The organism is Bacillus sp. XF8, from assembly GCF_017498755.1.
GTDB lineage: Bacteria > Bacillota > Bacilli > Bacillales > Bacillaceae_G > Bacillus_A > Bacillus_A bingmayongensis.
Genome location: NZ_JAGDQK010000037.1, coordinates 28238 through 51558, shown reverse-complemented (window position 1 = coordinate 51558; position 23321 = coordinate 28238). Strand labels below are relative to the sequence as shown.

18 protein-coding genes and 1 pseudogene are annotated in these 23321 nt (G+C 36.8%); 13 read left to right on the top strand and 6 right to left on the bottom strand.

Going from position 1 to position 23321, the window contains the following annotated elements; translation table 11 throughout:
• Window positions 1-39: 39 nt before the first annotated feature.
• The 3 genes from J4P91_RS21435 to J4P91_RS21425 all read right to left on the bottom strand — a co-directional run bounded on the left by J4P91_RS21435 (window position 40) and on the right by J4P91_RS21425 (window position 3044).
• A complete protein-coding gene (locus J4P91_RS21435; protein WP_017154196.1) occupies window positions 40-522 on the bottom strand; it encodes a MarR family winged helix-turn-helix transcriptional regulator in 483 nt (160 codons plus the stop codon).
• 336 nt (window positions 523-858) lie between these two features.
• Complete coding sequence (locus J4P91_RS21430; RefSeq protein WP_207995760.1) at window positions 859-2361, bottom strand: sensor histidine kinase; 1503 nt, start codon at window positions 2359-2361, stop codon at window positions 859-861.
• A complete protein-coding gene (locus J4P91_RS21425) occupies window positions 2358-3044 on the bottom strand; it encodes a response regulator transcription factor (protein ID WP_017154194.1) in 687 nt (228 codons plus the stop codon). Before J4P91_RS21425 ends, J4P91_RS21430 begins: the two co-directional genes overlap by 4 nt.
• Window positions 3045-3285: 241 nt before the next feature.
• On the opposite strand from J4P91_RS21425, the gene J4P91_RS21420 reads away from it, so the two are divergent.
• From J4P91_RS21420 to J4P91_RS21360, 13 genes are all read left to right on the top strand, one after another.
• A complete protein-coding gene (locus tag J4P91_RS21420; protein ID WP_207995759.1) occupies window positions 3286-5580 on the top strand; it encodes a glycosyltransferase family 39 protein in 2295 nt (764 codons plus the stop codon).
• 15 nt (window positions 5581-5595) lie between these two features.
• The gene (locus tag J4P91_RS21415; RefSeq protein ID WP_207995758.1) at window positions 5596-6576 is read left to right on the top strand and encodes a glycosyltransferase family 2 protein; all 981 of its coding nucleotides are present in this window, start codon (window positions 5596-5598) and stop codon (window positions 6574-6576) included.
• A complete protein-coding gene (locus tag J4P91_RS21410) occupies window positions 6569-6985 on the top strand; it encodes a GtrA family protein (protein ID WP_207995757.1) in 417 nt (138 codons plus the stop codon). The genes J4P91_RS21415 and J4P91_RS21410 overlap by 8 nt, the downstream gene beginning before the upstream one ends.
• 213 nt (window positions 6986-7198) lie before the next feature.
• Window positions 7199-8056: a peptidylprolyl isomerase gene (locus tag J4P91_RS21405; protein WP_207995756.1), complete on the top strand. Its 858-nt coding sequence runs from the start codon at window positions 7199-7201 to the stop codon at window positions 8054-8056.
• 416 nt (window positions 8057-8472) lie between these two features.
• Window positions 8473-8709 (top strand): YiaA/YiaB family inner membrane protein, encoded by a 237-nt coding sequence (locus J4P91_RS21400; protein WP_017154188.1) that lies wholly within the window; start codon window positions 8473-8475, stop codon window positions 8707-8709.
• A gap of 141 nt (window positions 8710-8850) precedes the next feature.
• Window positions 8851-9141: an Asp-tRNA(Asn)/Glu-tRNA(Gln) amidotransferase subunit GatC gene (gatC, locus tag J4P91_RS21395; RefSeq protein ID WP_017154187.1), complete on the top strand. Its 291-nt coding sequence runs from the start codon at window positions 8851-8853 to the stop codon at window positions 9139-9141.
• A 15-nt stretch (window positions 9142-9156) separates the two neighbouring features.
• Entirely contained in the window at window positions 9157-10614 is a 1458-nt protein-coding gene (gene gatA, locus J4P91_RS21390; protein ID WP_017154186.1) for an Asp-tRNA(Asn)/Glu-tRNA(Gln) amidotransferase subunit GatA, read from the top strand.
• Between the two features lie 14 nt (window positions 10615-10628).
• Window positions 10629-12059, top strand: coding sequence for an Asp-tRNA(Asn)/Glu-tRNA(Gln) amidotransferase subunit GatB (gatB, locus tag J4P91_RS21385; protein WP_017154185.1), 1431 nt, complete (start codon window positions 10629-10631; stop codon window positions 12057-12059).
• A gap of 486 nt (window positions 12060-12545) precedes the next feature.
• Window positions 12546-13451, top strand: coding sequence for a diacylglycerol kinase (locus J4P91_RS21380; protein WP_207995755.1), 906 nt, complete (start codon window positions 12546-12548; stop codon window positions 13449-13451).
• Between the two features lie 127 nt (window positions 13452-13578).
• The gene (locus J4P91_RS21375; RefSeq protein ID WP_207995754.1) at window positions 13579-14325 is read left to right on the top strand and encodes an HAD family hydrolase; all 747 of its coding nucleotides are present in this window, start codon (window positions 13579-13581) and stop codon (window positions 14323-14325) included.
• 158 nt (window positions 14326-14483) lie between these two features.
• Window positions 14484-15845: a 4-aminobutyrate--2-oxoglutarate transaminase gene (gene gabT / locus J4P91_RS21370; protein ID WP_207995753.1), complete on the top strand. Its 1362-nt coding sequence runs from the start codon at window positions 14484-14486 to the stop codon at window positions 15843-15845.
• A gap of 332 nt (window positions 15846-16177) precedes the next feature.
• Complete coding sequence (locus J4P91_RS21365; protein WP_017154181.1) at window positions 16178-17551, top strand: sigma-54 interaction domain-containing protein; 1374 nt, start codon at window positions 16178-16180, stop codon at window positions 17549-17551.
• Between the two features lie 110 nt (window positions 17552-17661).
• Window positions 17662-19113, top strand: coding sequence for an NAD-dependent succinate-semialdehyde dehydrogenase (locus J4P91_RS21360; RefSeq protein ID WP_207995752.1), 1452 nt, complete (start codon window positions 17662-17664; stop codon window positions 19111-19113).
• A gap of 334 nt (window positions 19114-19447) precedes the next feature.
• On the opposite strand, the gene J4P91_RS21355 is transcribed toward J4P91_RS21360, so the two are convergent.
• The 3 genes and pseudogenes from J4P91_RS21355 to J4P91_RS21345 form a co-directional block, all read right to left on the bottom strand.
• The gene (locus tag J4P91_RS21355) at window positions 19448-20677 is read right to left on the bottom strand and encodes an aminopeptidase (RefSeq protein WP_207995751.1); all 1230 of its coding nucleotides are present in this window, start codon (window positions 20675-20677) and stop codon (window positions 19448-19450) included.
• Window positions 20678-20911: 234 nt separating this feature from the next.
• Window positions 20912-21724 (bottom strand): annotated as a pseudogene (locus J4P91_RS21350) (polysaccharide deacetylase family protein); the annotation flags it as partial.
• A gap of 315 nt (window positions 21725-22039) precedes the next feature.
• On the bottom strand, window positions 22040-23236 hold the full coding sequence (locus J4P91_RS21345; RefSeq protein WP_207995750.1) for a NupC/NupG family nucleoside CNT transporter: 1197 nt from the start codon (window positions 23234-23236) through the stop codon (window positions 22040-22042).
• Between the last annotated feature and the right edge of the window lie 85 nt (window positions 23237-23321).

Genomic DNA, 23321 nt, shown 5'->3' with positions numbered 1-23321 from the left:
TGTCGAAATATATTTCTGAATAAAAACCCATAAAGGGCTTTATTCAATCGGAATGTTTTTTATCTTAGGTGAAGGAAGTTTTTCTTCTGTTTTTTGTTGTGACGTAGCGATGTGGTTCATAATCTTTTGGAAGATTTGTAGTAAGAATGCTTTCTCTTCCTCTGATAAAGCTTCCGTCACAATGCTAAAGTAGTGAGCCGCATTTTGTTTCACTTCTTGGGTGAGCTGTATGCCAGTTTCTGTTAAGCGAATTAATACAATACGTCGATCACTTTCATTACGATAGCGCTCAATATATCCTTTTTTGACAAGACGATTAACAACACCCGTCGTTGTGCTCATTGGAATATCAAGAAGTTCGGTGATTTTCGTCATCGTAATATCTGTATTTCGCTCCATCCATAACAAACAGAAGACTTCCGTTTTAGAAAGTGATAAATCAAGGCTTACCCATTCTTCTGGATAGAAAAGCTTCTTGGCGTTATCTAGCAGTAAGTCTAAAAAATGTTCATATTGCAACAATTATTTCCACTCCCGTATATTTCGAGGTTCGTAATATTTATTTTTATTTTATGCTGAGTTGAAATAAATGTCAAATATTTATTTCGATTTTTCTGTCTGTTTGTATAAAGAATTTTATATGCTAAAGCAATACAAAAGAAAGGGATATTCTGCATGACATTTCATAATAAGTTGTTCAATTCAATGGAAAGTTCTTAATTAATAGAAGTACAAGTAATATGAAGAATTTATTCTTCATAAGAGTCAAGATAAGTTTAAGAAAAAGGAGAGAGCCGTGGTGCTCTCCTTTTTCTAATAACAGACTGAAATATAACATTCAAAGAGGAGGATGATATATTATGTTAGCGGGAGATAAACAAAAAATGTAGTTCCTTCTCCAACTTTACTCTTTACAGATACCGTTCCGCCATGTGCATGAGCAATGGCTTGGGTAATAGAGAGACCTAGACCGGCTCCACCATGCTGCCTTGTTCTAGAACTATGTATTCGATAAAAACGATCGAATACATAGGGAAGATTTTCTGATTCTATGCCCGAACCATTGTCCTGTACTGATATTTCCACTTGATTGTACAAGACCATTAAAGAAATTGTTATTTTTCCTCTAACAGGGTCAGTATATTGAACTGCATTGTGAAATAAGTTTAAAATCACTTGCTTAATCTTATCGGCATCATAATTCCCTTTTATGCCTTCTGTTAGATCGTATGATATCTGTCGGTTTCCTCCCAAAACGCTTAATTGCGGCTCCATCTGCCGAATAAGTTTAGTAATATTGGTTTCCGATAAATGTAGTCCAGGCTCACGGTCCATCTTTGCAAGAAATAATAAATCTTCTACTAGCTTGATGATGCGCTTTGATTCACCATGCATACTATTTAAAGCATTATAAAGCTGCTCAGGGCGATCTGCTGCACCTCGTAATAACACTTCTAAGAAACCATGAATTGACGTAAGCGGTGTTCTTAGTTCGTGAGAAGCATCGGCGATAAAACGCCTCATTTGTTCTTTTGTTTCCCTTTCATACTCAAAGGATGCCTCCAATCGTTCTAACATGCCGTTATATGTTTCTGATAAACGATCAATTTCCTCTTGCCCTTGATGTGTGGGCAGGCGCTCGGCTAAATTACCCGCATTTGTATTTTTCACTGCGTTTACAATGTTAGAAAGAGGGACAAGTGTTTTTTTCAGAACCGGTAAATATAGTGCTAAACCGGCAATTAGAGCAAGTCCGGACAGAACAATGAAGGTAAGTAGTTGCTGAAATAGAACATCACGTAAAGGAGCAGTATCTGTTCCGATTTGAAGAATATAATTAGGAGCTTGATCTAAATTACCATCCGAACCATCAGGAATGCCTCGAATTGGTCTAAATACTATTAATTGTTCTATTCCTTCCTTATTACGTACTACTCTATATTCGATTTTTTTATGACTCGAGAACTGTTCTAATATTTTTGTATAATCTTTGTTTGACAGCTTTGGAGAGGACATTCCAGTACTCTCTGCGAGATCTTCATAACGACCGTCTTTTCCGATAACTGCAAGTGAAATATCTTGTGAAAACAGGAATTTTGGTCGGTTAGGTTCAGGATGGTTTTCTACTTTATTTTGTGAATCAAAGGGAAGTAAATCTATTTCTGGCGGTAAAGACATCATCTTTGCTCGTAATGTTTCAGCCTCGTTGTTATATAGAAAGTCTTTCATCACCCAATATTGCAAAAGACCAATACTCAAAAGAATAAGAGATAAAATAAATAATGTTCTCGTTAGGAGTTGACGGCGCAGAGAGCGAGGCAAAAGCACCTTTTTTATAAAAGAAGTAATACGTCTAATCATGGTAAATCCACACGGTAACCCGCTCCCCTAATCGTACGAATGAGTTGGTGTTCCTTATCGTTTAATTTTTCCCTGAGTGAGCGAATATACACCTCTACAATATTTTCATCTCCTTGAAAATCATAGCCCCATACCTTATCGAGTATCATGCCCTTACTTAATACAATTCCATGGTTGATTACAATATATTTAAGCAGTTCATATTCCGTTGGAGAAAGTTCCAAAACTTTACCGTTAAATAGTAATTCTTTTCTACGATCATCTACTTTAAATGGACCGTAAATTACCTCTCCGAACAGATTCGGAAATTGATTGCGAAGACGAGCGTGTATACGAGCAAGTAACTCATCGAAACTGAACGGTTTTATGACATAGTCATCTGCTCCTAACGTCAGTCCCTTCACCCGATCATCCACTTCGTCTTTTGCAGTAAGCATGATCACAGAAGTGTGAGAACCACTTTTTTTAATCATACGGCACACTTCAAACCCGTCGATGCCAGGCATCATTACATCTAAGATTGCTACATGTGGCTGGAATTCTTGTGCCAAGTTAATAGCACTTATTCCATCAGCAGCTTTTTTTACCTCATATCCTTCGTTCATCAATCCTATCTCTAAAAATTGTAAAATGTGTGGCTCGTCATCCACTAACAATATTTTAATTCCTTTAAGAGAATTCACCTTTTTAATACCTCCTGTGCTGTAATTATTACTATTATCTACGATTATGCTGAAAATTTGCTGAAAGCAGCCAGAACTAGTGGTGAAATTTTTTCATTTCTTCTTATTTAATCCTTAATGTAAAGGTATTTTACGTATTCAGGAAACTTTCAGCTTATATTCAAGTTCATTTCAGCTTGAAGGATGATAATACAGTCATGGCCTAGTTCAAAATATAAAGTGATTAAGGAGTTGTAATATCATGTTTTCACGGTTAAAAAACCGATTAGATGTGCCTTTAATATTAATAGTCTTATTGGCAGCTTTTTTAAATGGATATAACATTTGGACCGATCAGTATGCAAATACTTATTACACCACTACAGTAGCAAGCATGTTGCAAAACTTCCATAATTTCTTTTTCGGTTCTCTCGATTCAGCAGGATCTGTAACAGTGGATAAACCACCTGTTACATTTTGGATACAAACAATAAGTGCTTATATCTTTGGTTTGCACGGTTGGAGTGTGATTCTTCCGCAGGCATTGGCTGGGGTGGGATCAGTACTGCTCATTTATTTTTTAGTAAAACCATCTTTCGGCTTAGCAGCTGCAAGACTTGGGGCTTTAGCTTTTGCATGTACGCCAATTGCAGCGGCAGTGAGCCGAACAAACAATATTGATAGTATGCTCGTATTTACCCTTTTGCTAGCTACTTGGTTATTATTTAGAAGCGTGAAGCGTAGTAGTGTTTGGAGTCTCTTTGGTGCCTTTGCAGTAATAGGTTTGGCCTTCAATATGAAGATGCTACAGGCTTATATGGTACTTCCGGCTTTTTATGTCTTCTATGTTTGGGCTGCCAAAGTAAACTGGAAGAAAAAGATTGGTTTACTCTCTGGGGCAACAGCTATCATGCTTACTATTTCTCTTTCATGGGCAGTTATTGTGGATGCTATTCCTGAAGATAAACGCCCATATGTTGGTAGTAGTGAGACGAACTCGGTTCTAGAATTAGCGTTTGGTTACAATGGACTTTCTCGTCTCACAGGAAATCAAGGAGGCGGCGGGGGAGCACCCGGTGCGAACGATCAACAGCACCAACCTCAAGATAACAATGGGGGAATGCCGAACGGTGGTATTGAAAATGGAGTTGACTCGGCAAATAGTGATGATAGTAACCAAGGAGCTCCTAATGTAAATAATCAATATCAACCGCCTCAGGATAACAATGAGACGAAGACGAACGACGAAACCGAAAACGGAGTTAATTCAACAAACGGCAATGATGATAGCCAAGGAGCTCAAATAGGTAAAGGAGACGGCCAGCCTGGAGGTAATAATGGTGGTCCGGGTGGCGGAGCAGGCGGTAATTTTGGAACTGGCGAGAAAGGTCTACTCCGTTTGTTCCAGTCTGAATTGTCTGGGCAGGCTAGTTGGCTACTTCCATTTGTTGCTATCGCTAGTGTCAGCTTATTGGCTGGTTTACGAAGAAACAATATAACGCCCAAGCATAAAGAAATAGTCTTCTGGCTCGTATGGTTAATCCCGGCAATGGCATTCTTCAGTATTGCAGGTTTCTTCCATCATTATTATCTGATTATGCTCGCAGCTCCTATTGCAGCTCTGTTTGGATCCGGTTGGACACAGCTTTTTGAAGATTACAAAAGCAATGCTGGTTGGAAATCTTGGTTATTGCCGGCTGCAGTTGTAGGAACGGCGGGATTCCAATGGTACATTATCCATCCTTATGATGATGTAATTGGGACTGGTTGGTCTATTGGTATAACGTCTGCAGGAATAATCTTTGCTCTGGTACTTGTTCTGTTTAAGTATAGAAAGGTAAAGTTACCTCTTGCAGTAAGCATTGCAGGATTACTTATACTGCTGATTGGACCATTGTATTGGGCTACTACACCGATTACGTATGGTGGAAACAGTATGCTGCCACAGGCGGGACCGAGCTCGGCTGATGGTAAAGGTAACATGGGTGGTTTCGCAGGAGGAGCGATGCCTACAATGAATGGACAAGGAGGTCCTGACGGCGGTGAAATTCCGACCGAACGAGATCGTGAAGATAAATCTAATACTTCATCAGAAGATGATATGAAAGGGCCAATGACTAGTGGACAACCTTCGGGAATGCCAAGAAACAAGCAAGGAGGAATGGATAGCGAGAGTTTAGATAGTAAAACTTTGTCATACTTAAAGAAAAACAATACTGGTGAACAATATTTGTTTGCTACAACAAGCTATCAAACTGCAGCTCCTTACATTATAGATAAGGGAGAATCCGTGATAACAATGGGCGGATTTTCTGGTTCTGATCCGGTTTATACGGTTGAGGATTTAGAAAAATTGGTATCAAGTGGGAACGTAAAATACTTCCTCATTTCAGGTGAAGGGATGCGAGGCGGAAGTTCTGAAGTGACACAGTGGATTCAGGAAAATGGTGAGGAAATCCCATCTGAAGAATGGCAGACAACGCAAAACAGTGACAAGGAAAGCGTTAATATGGGTGGTCCTGGACGCTCAAATACTTTGTATAAAGTAACGTTGTAAAGGAGTGAAGCAAGAATGAGAAACGATATATGTTATTCGATTATAATTCCCATGTATAACGAAGAAGCTGTTATTGAAGAAACCTACCGGAGACTGAAAAAGGTCATGAAGGATACGAATGATACGTATGAATTACTGTTCATTAATGACGGAAGCCAAGACAAATGTGCTGATATTATAAAAGACTTTGCCAGATGCGATAAAGCAGTGAAGCTCATTGATTTTTCCCGGAACTTTGGTCATCAGATTGCCATCACAGCTGGCATGGATTATGCAAAAGGGAATGCGGTTATTATCATTGACGCTGATTTACAGGACCCACCTGAATTGATTCTGCAAATGATTGAAAAATGGAAAGAAGGCTACGAAGTAGTCTATGCAAAACGAATAAAGCGTAAGGGAGAAACATGGTTTAAAAAGTGGTCAGCAAGCATGTTTTACCGTGTGCTTCGCGCTTCTACAGATATCGATATACCGGTGGATACGGGAGATTTTCGTCTTATGGACCAAAAGGTATGTAAAGAAATGAAACGGATAACCGAGAATAATAGATTTGTCCGAGGATTAGTCAGTTGGGTTGGATTCCGTCAAACATCTGTTGAATATGTTCGAGATGAAAGGCTGGCAGGTGAAACCAAATATCCTCTCAAGCGAATGATAAAGCTATGCTTGGATGGGATTCTTTCTTTCTCTTATAAGCCCTTGAAGTTGGCGATTTATTCCGGGCTACTTCTATCTGGATCGGGTTTCCTATACTTTATGTATGTTCTGTATCTCACTCTTTTTACTGAAGCAACTATGAAAGGTTGGCCTTCCATGATTAGTATTATGCTAATCTTTAACGGCTTTATGCTATTTATGCTAGGGATTATCGGTGAATATATTGGGCGGATCTATGATGAAACAAAAGGAAGACCCTTATATATCATACGGGAATTCTATGGGGAACAGACAAAGGAAAAGTCAACAACGAATCATGAGGTAGTTTATGAATAAAAGTTGGATACAAGCTTTGAAATTCTTAGCAGTGGGTTCGCTTAATACTGGTATCGATATAATGATTTTTACATTGCTGGTCATGGTGGGGGTACCGCTTTTCCCGGCCCAGTGGATATCCTATAGTTGCGGCATAGTAAACAGCTACTTGCTTAACAGACAGTGGACGTTCCAACAAAAAGGAAGAAAACAAGTTGTAAAAGAACCATTGAAATTTACATGCGTTAATCTTTTGAGTCTTGTTGTAGTATCTCTAATACTAAGTGGTATGCATGACACTTTAGAGCAGTCTTTGGCTGTTTCTAAAGTGACTGCAACGTTGATTGGTAGTTTAATAAATTTTATAGGAAGCCGATATTGGGTGTTCCGTGTTTCTTGCAATAAAGGAGTGGGCCCAAATGAAAATTAAAAAAACAGTAATTTTGACAGCTGGGCTAGGTATCTGTTTTGTTGCTAGCAACAAAAGCGTAGTCAAAAGGGATACTGATAAATAAATTTACCATTCAATTTTTAAATAGCTATTAAAGTTTTTCTAGTTCAAATGAAAGAGAGTATACGTAAAAAACAAACACATTCCATTAGGAAATTTCACATATATTACTATAGAACGGAGATCAAAAAAATGAAAAAAACAATCGCAGCTTTATCTTTCAGTCTAGCGCTTACTATTGGGTTGGTGGGGTGCTCATCCTCTGGCAGTGAAGTAATTGTAAAAACGGATGCCGGAAATATTACAAAAGATGACTTATATGAGGTGCTAAAAACATCGAGCGGAGCAACAGTGCTAGAAAGTTTAATTGAAGAAAAATTATTGAGTACAAAATATAAAATTTCCAATGAAGAATTAAATAAAGCGTTCAATGAAATAAAATCTCAGTATGGGTCAGATGATGAATTTGAATTAGCATTGACTAGTAATGGATATGCCGATGCAGCTTCTTTTAAAGAACAATTGGAGATAAGCTTGCTTCAAGAAAAGGCTGCTACGGAAGGAATCAAGACGTCTGAGAAAAAGCTAAAAGCTTATTATAATGAAAATAAGACGAACTATGAATATGTGACAGCATCTCATATTTTGGTTAGTACGGAAGAAGAAGCAACTGAAATCAAACAACAGCTGGATGATGGAGCGGATTTTTCTAAGCTGGCAAAGGAGAAATCTACAGATACAACTTCTGGTGAAAAAGGCGGTTCTCTTGGTGAGTTTACGCGTAAGGAAATGGTTACGGAATTCGCAGATTCTGCATTTAAGCAAGAAGTCGGTACAATCAGTGATCCGGTGAAAACGGATTATGGTTACCATATTATTAAGGTTACTAAGCATGAACAAAAGAAATATAACGATATTAAAGAACAAGTGAAGAAGGACTATTTAAGTGCTAATGCTAAATCGATTGATGATGTAATCGAAAAACTGAAAAAAAGTAAAAATGTAGAAATAATGGATAAGGATTTAAAGAAACAACTATCCGCGGATTAACCATAATTGGAATATCGAGAATTTCGGTTATTTTAGTCATCGTAATATCTGCTTGTTGTTCTATCTATAACAGACAGAATACTTCTGTTTTAGAAAGTGATAAATAAGGTACACATTCATCTTGATAGAAAATTTATTAGGTGTTATCTAGCAGTGAGTCTAACAATTATTCATATTCCAACAATTGCTTCCACTGACAAATATTTCAGTATTCGTAATATCCGTTCTCATTCCTTGATTAGTTGAAATAAATGTAAAATGATTATTTTTTGTTTTTTCAGATTAGAACGAAAAATAAACTTTATAATAGAAAATGTGTGTGATAGAGTAATAGATACAGAAGTATATTTTACATAAAAATCCATAATGGTAATATACTTATCTATAATGGATATACAGCTACAAGGGGGAGAACAATGAGGAGAAGAAATACCCAAGCGTTCACATTTTTAGCATGGACTTCATTTGTTTGTGCGCTTTCTGGTATGTTAATTGGTATTTATACATTAGATGAAACACTAAGTGTAAAAGGATACTATTTAATAGGTACATTATTTTTAACGATGTCATGTTTTGTGCTTCAAAAAACAATCCGTGATAATGAAGAAGATAACGAGCGTTTTCCGAAAAAAGAACCGTTAGATAAAGATTAAATTGAGAGGAAAGGCAAAAGCCTTTCTTTTTTTATGTAAAAATGCTGTAAGTGCCGTGTGTTGACTTGCTTGAAGTACTGAAAATTTGGTATCATCAATAGTATTGTAGATTGAACGATATATTATGGAGGTGGCCTAGCCGTGTCAAGAATTTCCGTGGAGAATGTAAAGCATGTAGCGCATTTAGCACGTCTTGCAATTACAGATCAAGAAGCAGAAAAATTCCAAAAACAACTCGATGCAATTGTTACATTTGCAGAGCAGTTAAATGAATTAGATACAACAAATGTAAAACCAACAACTCACGTACTAGATATGAAAAATATTATGCGTGAAGATGTACCAGAAAAAGGTTTACCAGTTGAAGAAGTATTAAAAAATGCACCGGATCACAAAGATAATCAAATCCGTGTTCCAGCAGTATTAGAATAGAGGAGGGGAATTTCGATGTCATTATTTGATCATTCTGTATTAGAGTTACATAAGAAATTAAACAGCAAAGAAATTTCCGTTACGGATTTAGTAGAAGAGTCTTACAAACGTATTGCGGATGTTGAAGATAACGTAAAAGCATTTCTTACATTAGATGAAGAAAATGCACGTGCGAAAGCGAAAGAATTAGATGCGAAGATTGGTGCTGAAGATAACGGTTTACTATTCGGTATGCCAATCGGTGTGAAAGATAACATTGTAACAAATGGTCTGCGTACAACTTGTGCGAGCAAAATATTAGCAAATTTTGATCCAATTTATGATGCAACAGTTGTGCAAAAGCTAAAAGCTGCTGACACAATTACAATCGGTAAATTAAACATGGACGAGTTTGCAATGGGGTCTTCAAATGAGAACTCTGGTTTCTATGCTACGAAAAACCCTTGGAATTTAGACTATGTTCCGGGCGGATCTAGTGGTGGCTCTGCAGCAGCAGTAGCGGCAGGAGAAGTATTATTCTCTTTAGGTTCTGATACAGGTGGTTCTATCCGTCAGCCAGCTGCATATTGCGGCGTTGTTGGTTTAAAACCAACATATGGACGTGTATCTCGCTTTGGTTTAGTTGCATTTGCATCTTCTCTTGACCAAATCGGACCGATTACACGTACAGTAGAAGACAATGCATACTTATTACAAGCTATTTCAGGTGTTGATCGTATGGATACAACTTCTGCAAACGTTGAAGTTGGTAACTACTTAGCTGGTTTAACAGGCGACGTAAAAGGTTTACGCATCGCTGTACCAAAAGAATACTTAGGCGAAGGTGTTGGCGAAGAAGCTCGTGAGTCAGTACTAGCTGCTTTAAAAGTGTTAGAAGGTATGGGAGCGACTTGGGAAGAAGTATCTCTTCCGCACTCTAAATACGCGCTAGCAACGTACTACTTAATATCTTCTTCTGAAGCGTCTGCTAACCTTTCACGCTTTGATGGTGTACGCTATGGCGTTCGTTCTGATAATGTGAATAACTTAATGGACCTTTACAAAAATACGCGTAGCGAAGGCTTTGGTGACGAAGTAAAACGCCGTATTATGCTTGGTACATTTGCACTTAGCTCTGGTTACTATGATGCATATTACAAAAAAGCACAACAAGTACGTACATTAATTAAAAATGACTTTGAAAATGTATTTGCTAACTATGATGTTATTATTGGACCAACTACGCCAACTCCAGCGTTTAAAGTGGGCGAAAAAATTGATGATCCAATGACAATGTACGCAAATGATATTTTAACAATTCCAGTAAACTTAGCGGGTGTTCCAGCAATTTCTGTCCCATGTGGATTCGGTGCGAACAACATGCCGCTTGGTTTACAAATTATCGGTAAGCATTTTGATGAAGCGACGATTTACCGCGTTGCACATGCATTTGAGCAAGCAACAGATTATCATACAAAAAAAGCAAGTCTGTAAGGAGGCGAGCATAGATGAATTTTGAAACAATTATTGGTTTAGAGGTTCACGTTGAGTTAAAAACAAATTCGAAAATTTTCTCTGCGAGTCCAACAGAATTCGGAGCGGCTCCAAATACACAAACAAGTGTAATTGACTTAGGATATCCTGGGGTGCTTCCAACTCTAAATAAAGAAGCAGTTAACTTTGCAATGAAAGCTGCAATGGCATTAAACTGTGAAATCGCAACAGAAACAAAGTTTGACCGTAAAAACTATTTCTATCCAGATAACCCGAAAGCTTACCAAATTTCTCAGTTTGATAAACCAATTGGGGAAAATGGTTGGATTGAAATTGAAGTAGGCGGTAAAAAGAAACGTATCGGTATTACACGTCTTCATTTAGAAGAAGATGCAGGTAAATCAACGCATACAGGTGAAGGCTACTCATTAGTAGACTACAACCGTCAAGGTATGCCGTTAATCGAGATCGTATCTGAGCCAGATATGCGTACGCCAGAAGAAGCATATGCATACTTAGAAAAATTAAAATCAATCATTCAATATACAGGCGTATCTGATTGTAAGATGGAAGAAGGTTCTCTTCGCTGTGATGCAAACATTTCTCTTCGTCCAGTTGGACAAGAGAAGTTTGGTACAAAAGCAGAGCTGAAAAACTTAAACTCTTTCGCTTACGTACAAAAAGGTCTTGAGCATGAGCAAGTACGTCAAGAAAAAGAATTATTATCTGGTGGTATTATCCAACAAGAAACACGTCGTTATGATGAAGCAACGAAGAAAACAATCTTAATGCGTGTGAAAGAAGGATCTGACGATTACCGTTACTTCCCAGAGCCAGACTTAGTTGAACTTTATATTGACGATGCGTGGAAAGAGCGTGTTCGTGCTTCTATTCCTGAACTTCCAGATGCTCGTAAAGTACGCTATGTTGAAGAGCTTGGCTTACCAGCTTACGATGCACACGTATTAACGTTAACAAAAGAAATGTCTGATTTCTTTGAAGCAACGGTTGCAGACGGTGCAGATGCAAAATTAACATCAAACTGGTTAATGGGTGAAGTACTTGCATACTTAAATAAGCAACAAAAAGAATTAAAAGACGTAGCATTAACGCCAGCTGGACTATCTAAAATGGTTCAATTAATTGAAAAGGGTACAATTTCGTCTAAAATTGCGAAAAAAGTATTTAATGAGTTAATTGAAAAAGGTGGAGACCCAGAAGAAATCGTTAAAGCAAAAGGTCTTGTTCAAATTTCTGACGAAGGCACACTTCGTAAGATTGTAACAGAAATTCTTGATAATAATGAACAATCTATTGAAGACTTCAAAAACGGTAAAGACCGTGCAATTGGCTTCTTAGTTGGTCAAATTATGAAAGCAACAAAAGGACAAGCGAATCCACCGCTTGTTAACAAGATCTTGTTAGAAGAAATCAATAAACGATAAGCTAAAACAAGTATTAAAGATTAAGCAGAGAAAGCACCCATATTTGGGTGTTTTTTCTGAGTTAATCAAACGTTTGTTTAAATTAACAAATTATTTAAACAAACGTTTGATTAACTGACAAAAGTGAGAAAATGTTTGTATAGCAACTATGGTATGATAGTTGCAAAAAGGTGGGAATAATGATAAATCTAGACATAGAGAGTTTTTCATCTCGTGAAATAATAAATACTTATTATTCGTTATATTTATTTTTTGTGAAACAATGAGAAGTAATAAAGAGTGGAAAGATATATTTCTTGGTCAAATAAAGCAAAACCTTTGTTAGTGAACATTTTACTAATAGAGGGCTACACGAATCAGTTTCTTACTGCCTGTTTGAGCGGGATAAAAGAAGGATAGGAAGATGAGAGGAGGTAGGCATAGGAACGCTGAATAAGGGTTCGGTATATTCTTTTTCTATGAATGAGAAATTTCCTGTGCTAATGAATGATGAAGCGAGCAAGAATAATTTATAACCCTACTTCTGGTCGTGAGTTATTTAAAAAGAGTTTACCAGAAGTATTACAAAAATTAGAACAAGCTGGATATGAAACATCTTGTCATGCAACAACGGGTCCTGGAGATGCGACTGTGGCAGCGAGGCAAGCGGCAGATCGTAAGTTTGATGTCGTTATTGCAGCAGGTGGTGACGGGACGTTAAATGAAGTAGTAAATGGTTTAGTAGGGAATGAACATCGTCCAAAATTCGGTATCATTCCAGTTGGGACGACGAATGATTTTGCACGTGCAATTGGTGTGCCGCGTTCTATTGAAGAGGCGGCGGATATTATTTGTGAAGGTAAGACTGTCCCGTTAGACCTTGGCAGAGCGAACGATACATATTTTATTAACATTGCTGGCGGCGGACGTATTACAGAATTAACATATGAAGTGCCAAGTAAGTTAAAAACAGTTTTAGGACAACTTGCCTATTATTTAAAAGGTATTGAAATGCTCCCATCATTACATCCAACATATGTTGAAATTGAGTATGATGGAAAGCTCCTGCAAGAAGAAATTACGATGTTTTTAATTACGAATACGCGCTCAGTCGGTGGTTTTGAAAAGGTTGCACCATATGCATCTATTAACGATGGCTTATTTGACTTATTAGTGCTGAAGAAGGGCTCTATTGCTGATTTGATTAAAGCGGCAACACAAGCACAACGCGGTGAGCATATTAATAATCCAAAAGTTTTATATACACAAGCGAATCGTATTAAGGTTCATTCACCGGATAAATTAATGATTAACTTAGATGGTGAATACGGTGGAGACGCACCGATGGAATTTGAAAATATATATCATTGTCTGGAACTTTTTGTTCCGGAACATAAAGAGGATGCCCTATAAAGGCATCTTTTTTTGAATTGTAAATTGGAAGTTAGTTTGATTTTTATGGTATTTTTACAATTTTTTCATTTTACATCCACATTTTCTTGCTACACTGAATGGGAGAAGAACCGAAAGGTAGGATGGTATGAAGAAGGTAAAAGCGATTTTATTTGATAAAGATGGAACATTAATGGACTTTCATTCAATTTGGATAAAAGTAGCGGAAGAGCTTGTAACTGAACTGATAGAACTATACCATTTACCTCAATCGTTACAACTAACTCTTTTGAAAGAAATTGGTGTGGAAGGGGCGTTTGTTCATCCGCGTAGTGCATTAGCGGCTGGAACAAGTCTTGATGTGGCAAATGCCCTTTGTAAGTACATCCCGTCTGTAAAAGAGTGTGAGATGCATCATTGGGTAAGTGAAAAATTATTTACTCTCATGTACGAGCATCGTTCCTATATGAGGATGACAGCGGATTTACCAAGGGTTTTACAAACATTGAAAGATAAAGGGTTCATTTTAGGGGTTGTGACAGCTGATGATTTTGCGCCGACAGAATTATTTTTAAAGCAGTATCAATTGGAATCTTTCTTTGATTGTATTGTAGCTTCAGATACATTTCCAGCACAAAAACCAGATAAACAAATTGTAGAAGCATTTTGTGAGAAGTTTAGCTTGGATTCATCTGAAGTAGCGGTAGTTGGTGATACACCGACCGATTTACATTTAGCGAAAAATAGCGGGGCTTGTTATGCAATTGGAGTACTTTCTGGGACGAGCGATCTTCAAACATTAGCACCACTTGCAGATATTGTATTAGATTCTGTCGGTAATTTCATTTCTGATTCTGGAGAACTTATTTGGGAACGAGAAAAGTCTAATCTATAAATAAAATAAGTCTATATTGACTTGTATTAAGTCAATATAGACTTATTTTTTATGTCGAAATCCTGAGAAAACTAGAAAATTGTTGTATTCATTAAGTTGGCATGTATTTTGCAATATAGAAAAAGAAAATCATAGCATAGAAAAGGATGGGAGAAACGATGAATACAAAATTCGCTAAAGTAAATGAACAAATTCCAGGACCAAAGGCAGCTTCTTTATTAGAGCGCCGTCAAAATATCGTACCAAGAGGTGTGAGTAATGGAATTTCAACATTCGTACAGTCAGCCAATGGTGCGCTTGTGACAGATGTAGATGGAAATCAATTTATCGATTTTGCCGGAGCAATCGGAACGATTAACGTAGGACATTGCCACCCTGCTGTGAAAGAAGCACTTCATAAACAAGTAGACCAATATATTCATACTGGTTTTAATGTCATGATGTATGAGCCATATATTGAATTAGCAGAGAAGCTTGCTGCATTAGCTCCTGGAAACTTTGAGAAACAAGTACTATTTTTAAATAGTGGTGCTGAAGCAGTTGAAAATGCTGTGAAAATTGCTCGTAAATATACGAAAAGACCTGGCATTATTGCGTTTTCAAAAGGATTTCATGGTCGTACATTGATGACAATGACGATGACAAGTAAAGTAAAGCCTTATAAATTCGGATTCGGCCCATTTGCACCAGAAGTATATAAAGCACCATTCCCATATGAATATCGTCGTCCAGAAGGTTTAACAGACGAACAATACGATAACTTTATTATTGAAGAATTTAAGAACTTTTTAATATCAGAAGTTGCACCAGAAAGCATAGCAGCTGTTGTGATGGAACCAGTCCAAGGCGAAGGTGGTTTTATCGTTCCAAGTAAGAAGTTTGTACAAGAAGTACGTCATCTTTGCTCTGAACATGGCATTTTATTTGTAGCTGATGAAATTCAAACAGGTTTTAGCCGTACAGGAAAATACTTTGCAATTGATCACTATGATGTCGTTCCAGATTTAATTACTGTTTCGAAATCATTAGGGGCAGGAGTACCAATTAGTGGCGTTATTGGCCGAAAAGAAGTTATGAATGAATCAGCACCAGGGGAACTTGGTGGAACATATGCTGGAAGTCCATTAGGATGCGCGGCGGCATTAGCTGTTTTGGATATTATAGAGAAAGAAAAATTAAATGATCGAGCTTTTCATGTAGGGAAAGTTGTAATGGATCGATTTGAAGAAATGAAGAAAAAATATAACTGTATTGGTGATGTGCGTGGTTTAGGAGCGATGTGTGCATTCGAACTTGTTAAAGATCGTACAACGAAAGAAGCAGATAAAGCATTAACAGCAAGTTTATGTGCTGAAGCGAATAAACGAGGACTGCTCTTATTATCAGCTGGAACGTATGGGAATGTAGTTCGTGTGTTAATGCCACTGGTCATTACAGATGAACAACTAGAAGAGGGGCTTACAATTATTGAAGATTCCTTGCAAGTTTGTTATGAGCAAGCAGATATCGCTCGTGTGTAAATAATAGAATACAAATTGAAAAAACGACATAAAACCTTTCCTTTTAGGTGGGAGAGAGCATCCGTCCATGCATAGAAGCGATCAGACCCTCTTTTTGCCCCATGCAAAGTTAAAAGAAAGAGAGAAAACGAGTGTAGGTCACCTTTTGTTCTTCTTAGCAGCGACTTATATGTTGAAAAAATAAAATGTATTTATATATAACATATTTGCAATCATTCTAGTTTACTCTATATAAAATACAGAAGATTCCCTTAAATGCAGGTTTCACTTTATAATGAAATGTAAGCGGTAATAAAGTGAAGCAATGGACTTGAATTTGAGGAGTGGCTGGAATGGTTGCAGAAAAGGAACGAGCATTTATGGATTTAAAAGATGTGTTTGAATATGCATTTGATGAAATTTTTGTTACGGATGAGGAAGGGACTGTCGTCCGTGTAAATAGTACATGTGAAAGACACTATCAATTATCTGCTGAAGAGTTAGTGGGAAAGCATGTAAAAGAGCTGCAAAAAGAAGGGATTTTTTATCCATCTGCAACATTAGAAGTAATTGAGAAGAAAAAGCCAATTGAACTTGTTCAGACAACAAAGTCGGGAGAATATTTGCATGTCCGTACAAGACCTGTATTTGATGAACAAGGAAATTTGCGAAGGGTGATTAGTTATTCTCGTGACCTCACTGAACTCTATCAATTACGCAAAAAGGTAGAGGAGATGGATAATCAGTTAAAGACATATAAAAAAGAGTTAAGAGAAACGTATGAACATGAAGGGCTTATTTTTAAAAGTATAGCTATGCAAAAAATAGTCACAACAATCAAAAAAGTTTCTGTGGTAGATAGTACAGTCCTTATTTTAGGTGAGACCGGCGTAGGGAAAAGTAGATTAGTACGTCATTTGCATGAAGTGAGTCATCGTAAAAATGAAATGTTTTATGAAATTAATTGTGCGGCATTACCGACAAATTTAATCGAATCAGAACTGTTTGGTTATTCAGGTGGTTCATTTACGGGAGCAAACCGTGAAGGAAAAAAAGGAATTTTAGAGTTAGCTCATAAAGGGACCCTTTTTTTAGACGAGATTGGTGAAATGCCGCTTGAAATTCAGGCGAAACTGCTGCAAGTATTACAGGAAAAAACATTCCGCCCAGTAGGAGGTAGGGAACTAAAAAAAGTAGATGTTCGGATTGTCGCAGCTACGAATAGAGATCTAGCTGAAATGGTAAAACAAGGTACTTTCCGAAAAGATTTATACTATCGTTTGAATGTAATTCCTATTCAAATTCCGCCGCTGCGCGAGAGAACGGAAGATATTTTACCGTTAGTTTATCATTACTTACAACATTTTAACGAAAAGTATGGACGTGATGTAAATTTGGCTCCTAGTACTTTACAAATGTTTGTAGGGTACCCTTGGGAAGGGAATAATAGAGAAATAGAAAATGTGATTGAACGTATTGTGATTACTGCAGATGATCTTGTGACAATAGAAGATTTGCCACTATCGATGCAGAAATCAACAGTTGAGCAATCCGGTCAAAGCCTCTATAAAATGCTGGAAGAAGTAGAACGGAATATTATCCTTAAAGCGTATAAAACATATGGATCAAGTTACAAAGTAGCAGAGTTTTTGAAAATAAGCCAGTCTGCAGCGACTAGGAAAATTAAGAAGTTTATAGGGGAGGAATTTGGCCATATGAGTGGTTAATGGTACTAGGGTGGGTGATTTTTGGAGGATATTTTTTGTTAGAATGCTTTTCGGTAAGTATGAAGGAAATACCTTAGAAAATGAAGAGAATATAAAGGAGGAAGAAAACATTGGATAAGAAAGCGACGTATGTAAATTTAGATCAAAAAGCAATGTATATAAATGGGGAATGGATTAAGCTACAGGAACAAATTGAGATTAATAATCCGGCGACGCAGGAAGTATTTGCAACTGTTCCGAAGGGCGGAGTCACTGAGGCAAAGCAAGCTGTAGATGCTGCACATGAAGCTTTTAAATCTTGGTCAAAATTAACTGCAGCTGACCGTGCGCAAAAATTAAAGAAGTGGTTTACGTTAATTGATGAAAACAAAGAAGAAATTGCGGCGATTATGACAAAAGAACAAGGAAAGCCGTTTGTAGAAGCACTTGGGGAAGTGAACTATGCAAATAGTTTTGTAGAGTGGTATGCGGAAGAAGGAAAGCGAGTATATGGTGAAATGATTCCAGCTTCTCATCCGAATAAACGCATTTTAGTAACGAAGCAGCCTGTTGGCGTTATTGCAGCGATTACACCGTGGAATTTTCCAGCTGCAATGATTACAAGGAAAGTAGCACCAGCACTTGCAGCAGGCTGTACAGCGGTTGTAAAACCTGCAAGCCAAACACCGTTAACGGCATTAAAATTAGCTGAATTAGCACATGAAGCAGATATTCCAAAAGGTGTTTTAAATATTGTAACAGGTAGTGCAAAGGCAATTGCTGATACTTGGATGGAGGATGGGCGCGTAAGAAAGGTTTCATTTACAGGATCAACTGAAATCGGAAAAGAATTAATGTGCGGTGCAGCGAAAACAATGAAAAAAGTGTCACTTGAACTAGGTGGGCATGCCCCATTTATTGTAATGAATGATGCAGATTTAGATAAAGCTGTAGAAGCGGTAATTGGTTCGAAGTTCCGTAACGCTGGTCAAACATGTATATGTACAAACCGTGTATTTGTACAAGAAGCGGTATATGGAGAATTTGCAGAAAAGTTCCAAAAATCGGTAGGTCAGCTTAAGGTAGGGGATGGATTTGGAGAAGGTACGACTGTAGGACCGCTTATTGATGCAAGTGCTGTAGAAAAAGTACAAGAGCATATCGCAGATGCAATCAAAAAAGGCGGCGAAATTCTTTATGGTGGCCAAACAATTGCAGAGTTAAATGGTCACTTTATTGAACCAACTGTAATTGGAGGAGCAAACGATACAATGTTATGTATGAATGAAGAAACATTTGGTCCGGTTGCACCTGTTGCAAAATTTGAAACGGTTGAAGAAGTAATTGAACGCGCAAATAATACACCGTACGGTTTAGCGGCATATGTATTTACAAAAGACATTAGTCAAGCATTCCAGATTAGTGAATCATTAGAATATGGAATTATTGGTTTGAATGATGGACTTCCATCAGTTGCACAAGCACCGTTTGGTGGATTTAAGGAAAGTGGTATTGGTCGTGAAGGTGGTCATTTTGGAATTGAGGAATATTTAGAAATTAAATATATCTCGTTAGGATTATAATAAAGTAAAAAAGGTTGTTTTCTGAAAATGAAAACAGCCTTTTTATTATGTGAGAATACATTAATATAAAAAGAATAAGTTTACATGAGTGCTTTCAATAGATCTGTTACTAATGGAATTACTTTACCAACGAATGTTAAAATTGCAATTGCTGTCGTCATGAAAACTCCTCCTTTTGTTTTGAATATTATAATAATAAAACTTTATACATTGATTATATTAAGACGACGTACTATTCGCAATGCTTTTTAGTATGCAATATTGCATGTGTTTAAAAATGAAAAGAGCTGTTTTTTCTAGAAAAACAGCTCTTTTCATTAAGTAATTTGTATTCTTAGAATGCCCAGTTACCTTTACGGAAGATAGGTTCACGTTTTCCATCAGCTGTAATACCATCGATATCAAGTTCAGCTGATCCAATCATAAAGTCTTCGTGTGTAATACTAGAGTTTGCTCCATTTTCAGCAAGCTCTTCTTTTGTCATTGTTTTACCACCAACTAAGTTAAATGCATAAGCATTTCCAATTGCTAAATGGCAGGATGCATTTTCATCAAATAGCGTATTATAGAATAAAATATTTGTATTAGAAATTGGTGAATCATGAGGTACTAATGCAACCTCTCCTAAGAAATGAGAGCCTTCATCTGTCTCAACTAAATGTTTTAAAGCTTCTTCGCCAACATCAGCTTTATAGTCTACAATACGTCCGTTTTCGAATGTAAGTGTAAAGTTATCGATAATGTTACCTGCAAATACTAATGGTTTTGTACTTGATACTTGTCCGTTTACACCTGTTTTTAATGGCATCGTAAACACTTCTTCTGTTGGAATGTTAGCCATAAATGGTACATTTTTTTCATTTAGGCTACCAGCTCCAGCCCATACGTGTTTTTCTGGAAGTTCAATTGTTAAATCTGTTCCAGGACCTGTATAATGAAGAGCTTTATAATGTTTTTCATTTAAGTAATCTACTTTTTTATGTAATGTTTCATCATGTTCTTTCCATGCTTCCACAGGATTTTCTAGATTTGCACGAGTTGCTTGGAAAATTGCATCCCATAGCTTTTCTTCTTGTTTTTCTGATGCAACATCAGGGAATACTTTTGCTGCCCATTCTTTCGTAGGAACAGAGATAACGCACCAGCTTACTTTATCAGCTTGTACATAATCACGGTATACTTTCATTGCTTCTCCAGCAACCTTATGAGCACTTGCAATTCGTTTTGCATCTACACCTTTTAATAGGTCTGGATTTTCTGCATAGATAGACATAAATGCAGCGCCTTCTTTTGCTAATTCCTCACGTGCATGCGCCTTCCAAGCAGGGAATTCTGAGAATGCTTCTTCAGGAGCTAAGTCAAATTTTAAACGTGTTAACACTTCATCGTTCCAATCTACATATACATGTTTTGCGCCTGATTTATATGCCTTTTCTGTAACAAGACGGACAAATGGAGCTGCCTCAAGTGGTGCATTAATCGATAATGTCTGTCCGGGCTGAATATTAACACCGACATTTACTGCAAGAGCAGCATACTTTTCTAATGTTTGTTCAAATGACATATGACAATCTCCTTTATTCGAAAGATTTCTTATATACATAATACAAGAAAATTTAAAAAATATAAATAGAGCTCAGCTGAGATTGAGTTCTATTTTTTTATTCGGCACTTTTTTTACAAATTATAATATTTATATAAGGGAGTCTACATGCTCCAGATTATAATTTAAGCTAATTTTAAAGTAGTATAGATGGAGGAAAAGGCCACTTTTTCATAAAAACAGCCTAAAAATCTATTAATATTTTTCTTCTACAAGTGATGTAAACTGCGCCATTGTTGTATTAGGACCAACAAAATGACGTTTAATTAAGTATTGTTTGTTCGGTGTGCCTTTTGTAATGTGGGTTCCATGATCTGTAGTTACTACAAATTCATAATGTTTCTTTGTTTCTTCCACAGCTGGATTATTATAAGAACCTACTGGATAGGCAAGTGCGATGAGCTTTTTGCCTGTAAGATTTTCAATTTTTTCTTTAGATGCACGTAATTCTTCATCATAATTGCTTGTATAAGCCATCATTGCATGATTAGCGGTATGCGATTGAATAGAAAAAATACCTGAATCAAGCATTTGTTTTACCTCATCGGTTGTGAGACGATTTGGTTTATCGATACCATTTGAGATTAGGAATTCTGTTACCGCTGGCTGAAATTTATCATCTTTTAATTTTTGTAAAATATGAAGAGCATTCATATTATTTTTTCGACCATCATCCATTGTTACAAAGACTGGTTTATTGACACGATTTACATCACCCCAACGTTCAAACGTTAACATTGTATAACCGTTATCTTTGAAATATTGCATATGTTTTTCAAATTGCTCTGGTAGTACATATAAGCCTAAGTCACCATCACTTGGTCCAGGGTATTTTTCAATAGCATGGTACATAAGGAAAGGTACATACTGCTGGAATGTAATCGTAGATTTCACTAGAGGAACTTCTGTGTTGTCTTCTTTTAATCCCACTGTTTCAATTTGAAATTCTCCACGTTTTAAATGAAATGGGAGAGCAAAATCACGGGCTTTGTCTTGTGTAAAATTTTGAAAATGAAAATAATGGTAGTTATATAGTCCTTTATAAAAAAGACACCTCCAAAAATAGTTATTTTCGGAGGTGTCTTTAAAAACGCTTTTCTACTTTTGGGGGCTTAATGTTGGATATTTCTTTCACTGTAAACAGAAAAAATACATCTTCTTGCCAATACTAGTATATATTTATTTCTTCATATACAAAAGAGAAATCATGTTGAAGAGTGTATGCAATATTGCATATGATTACATTGTTAAATTAGTTATTCTTAATCATAAAAAAACCACCCTAACATCCACAACTAAAAGGGAAGAGAGGGTGATTTTTTATTAAATAAATAATCCAGCAATCGTAGCCGATAAAATAGAAGCAAGTGTTGATGCAAATAGCATTTTCCAACCAAATTTAGATACGACGCTTCCTTGTTTTTCAGAAAGGGCACGAACTGTACCAACGATCGCACCGATTTGGCTAATACTTGCGAAGCTAATTAAGAATACAGTAACGATTCCAACTGTACGTGGAGATAACGTTTTGGCAACTTCTTTTAAATCAAGAATAGCTACGAATTCATTTAAGACAATTTTTGTTCCCATGATTCCACCAGCTGGGATAATATCGTGGACTGGAATACCCATTAGGAATGCAAATGGAGCAAGAATATAACCGAAGATTTGTTGCAATGTAACAGCATATCCCATTGCACCTGAAGCTGCACTAATTACGTAGTTTACAACTTCCATAACACCAATAAAGGCAATCATTAAAGCGGCAACGATACCAGCTACTTTCAAACCATCTAATGCACCGTTAATCATCGCACCGATGAGGCTGTCACCGAATAGACTTCTATCAAATTTCTGAGCTGTTTCTTCTTCTTTTTTTGTATCAACTGGTGTTAATAATGAACACACAATTAAGCTAGAGAATAAGTTCAGTGGGAGTGCTGCTAGTACATATTTCGCATCTAACATCATAACGTATGATGCTGTAACAGAAGCTGAAACTGAGCTCATTGCTGAACAGCAAATGATAAACATACGGTTTTTATTAAAATGTTTTAGGTCATTTTTAATTACGATTAATGCCTCACTTGAACCGAAGAATACAGAGTTTACTGCATGGAATGATTCAACGCGTGGTAAACCGGTAATTTTTGAAATTGCACCGCCGACAACGCGAACGATGAATGGTAAAACGCCTAAATAGCTAAAAATAGAAAGTAGTGTTGAGAAAAAGACGATAATTAATAGTACGTTGAAGAAAAAGACAAAGTCTCTTTGGACTCCGTCAAATAGGAAGTCAACACCTGTTGTACCAAGTTTAATCAGCTTGTTGAAGACTTTACTAATAAAAATGATGATCTCTTGACCAATTTTTGTGCCAAACATAAACCAACCAATTAAAATTTGGAAACCCATCATAATAGCAATTGCACGGAAGTTGATTTTACTTTTGTTGTTTGACAAAGCAAAACATAAACCTAAAACGACAAGAATGCCAATAACGCTCATTACATATTGCATGTAGTTGCCCCTTTCAGAAGTTCGTATAAAGTTTTTGCATAAAACACTCGTTATATAACTAATAAATAAAATAGGAGAGGTTTTA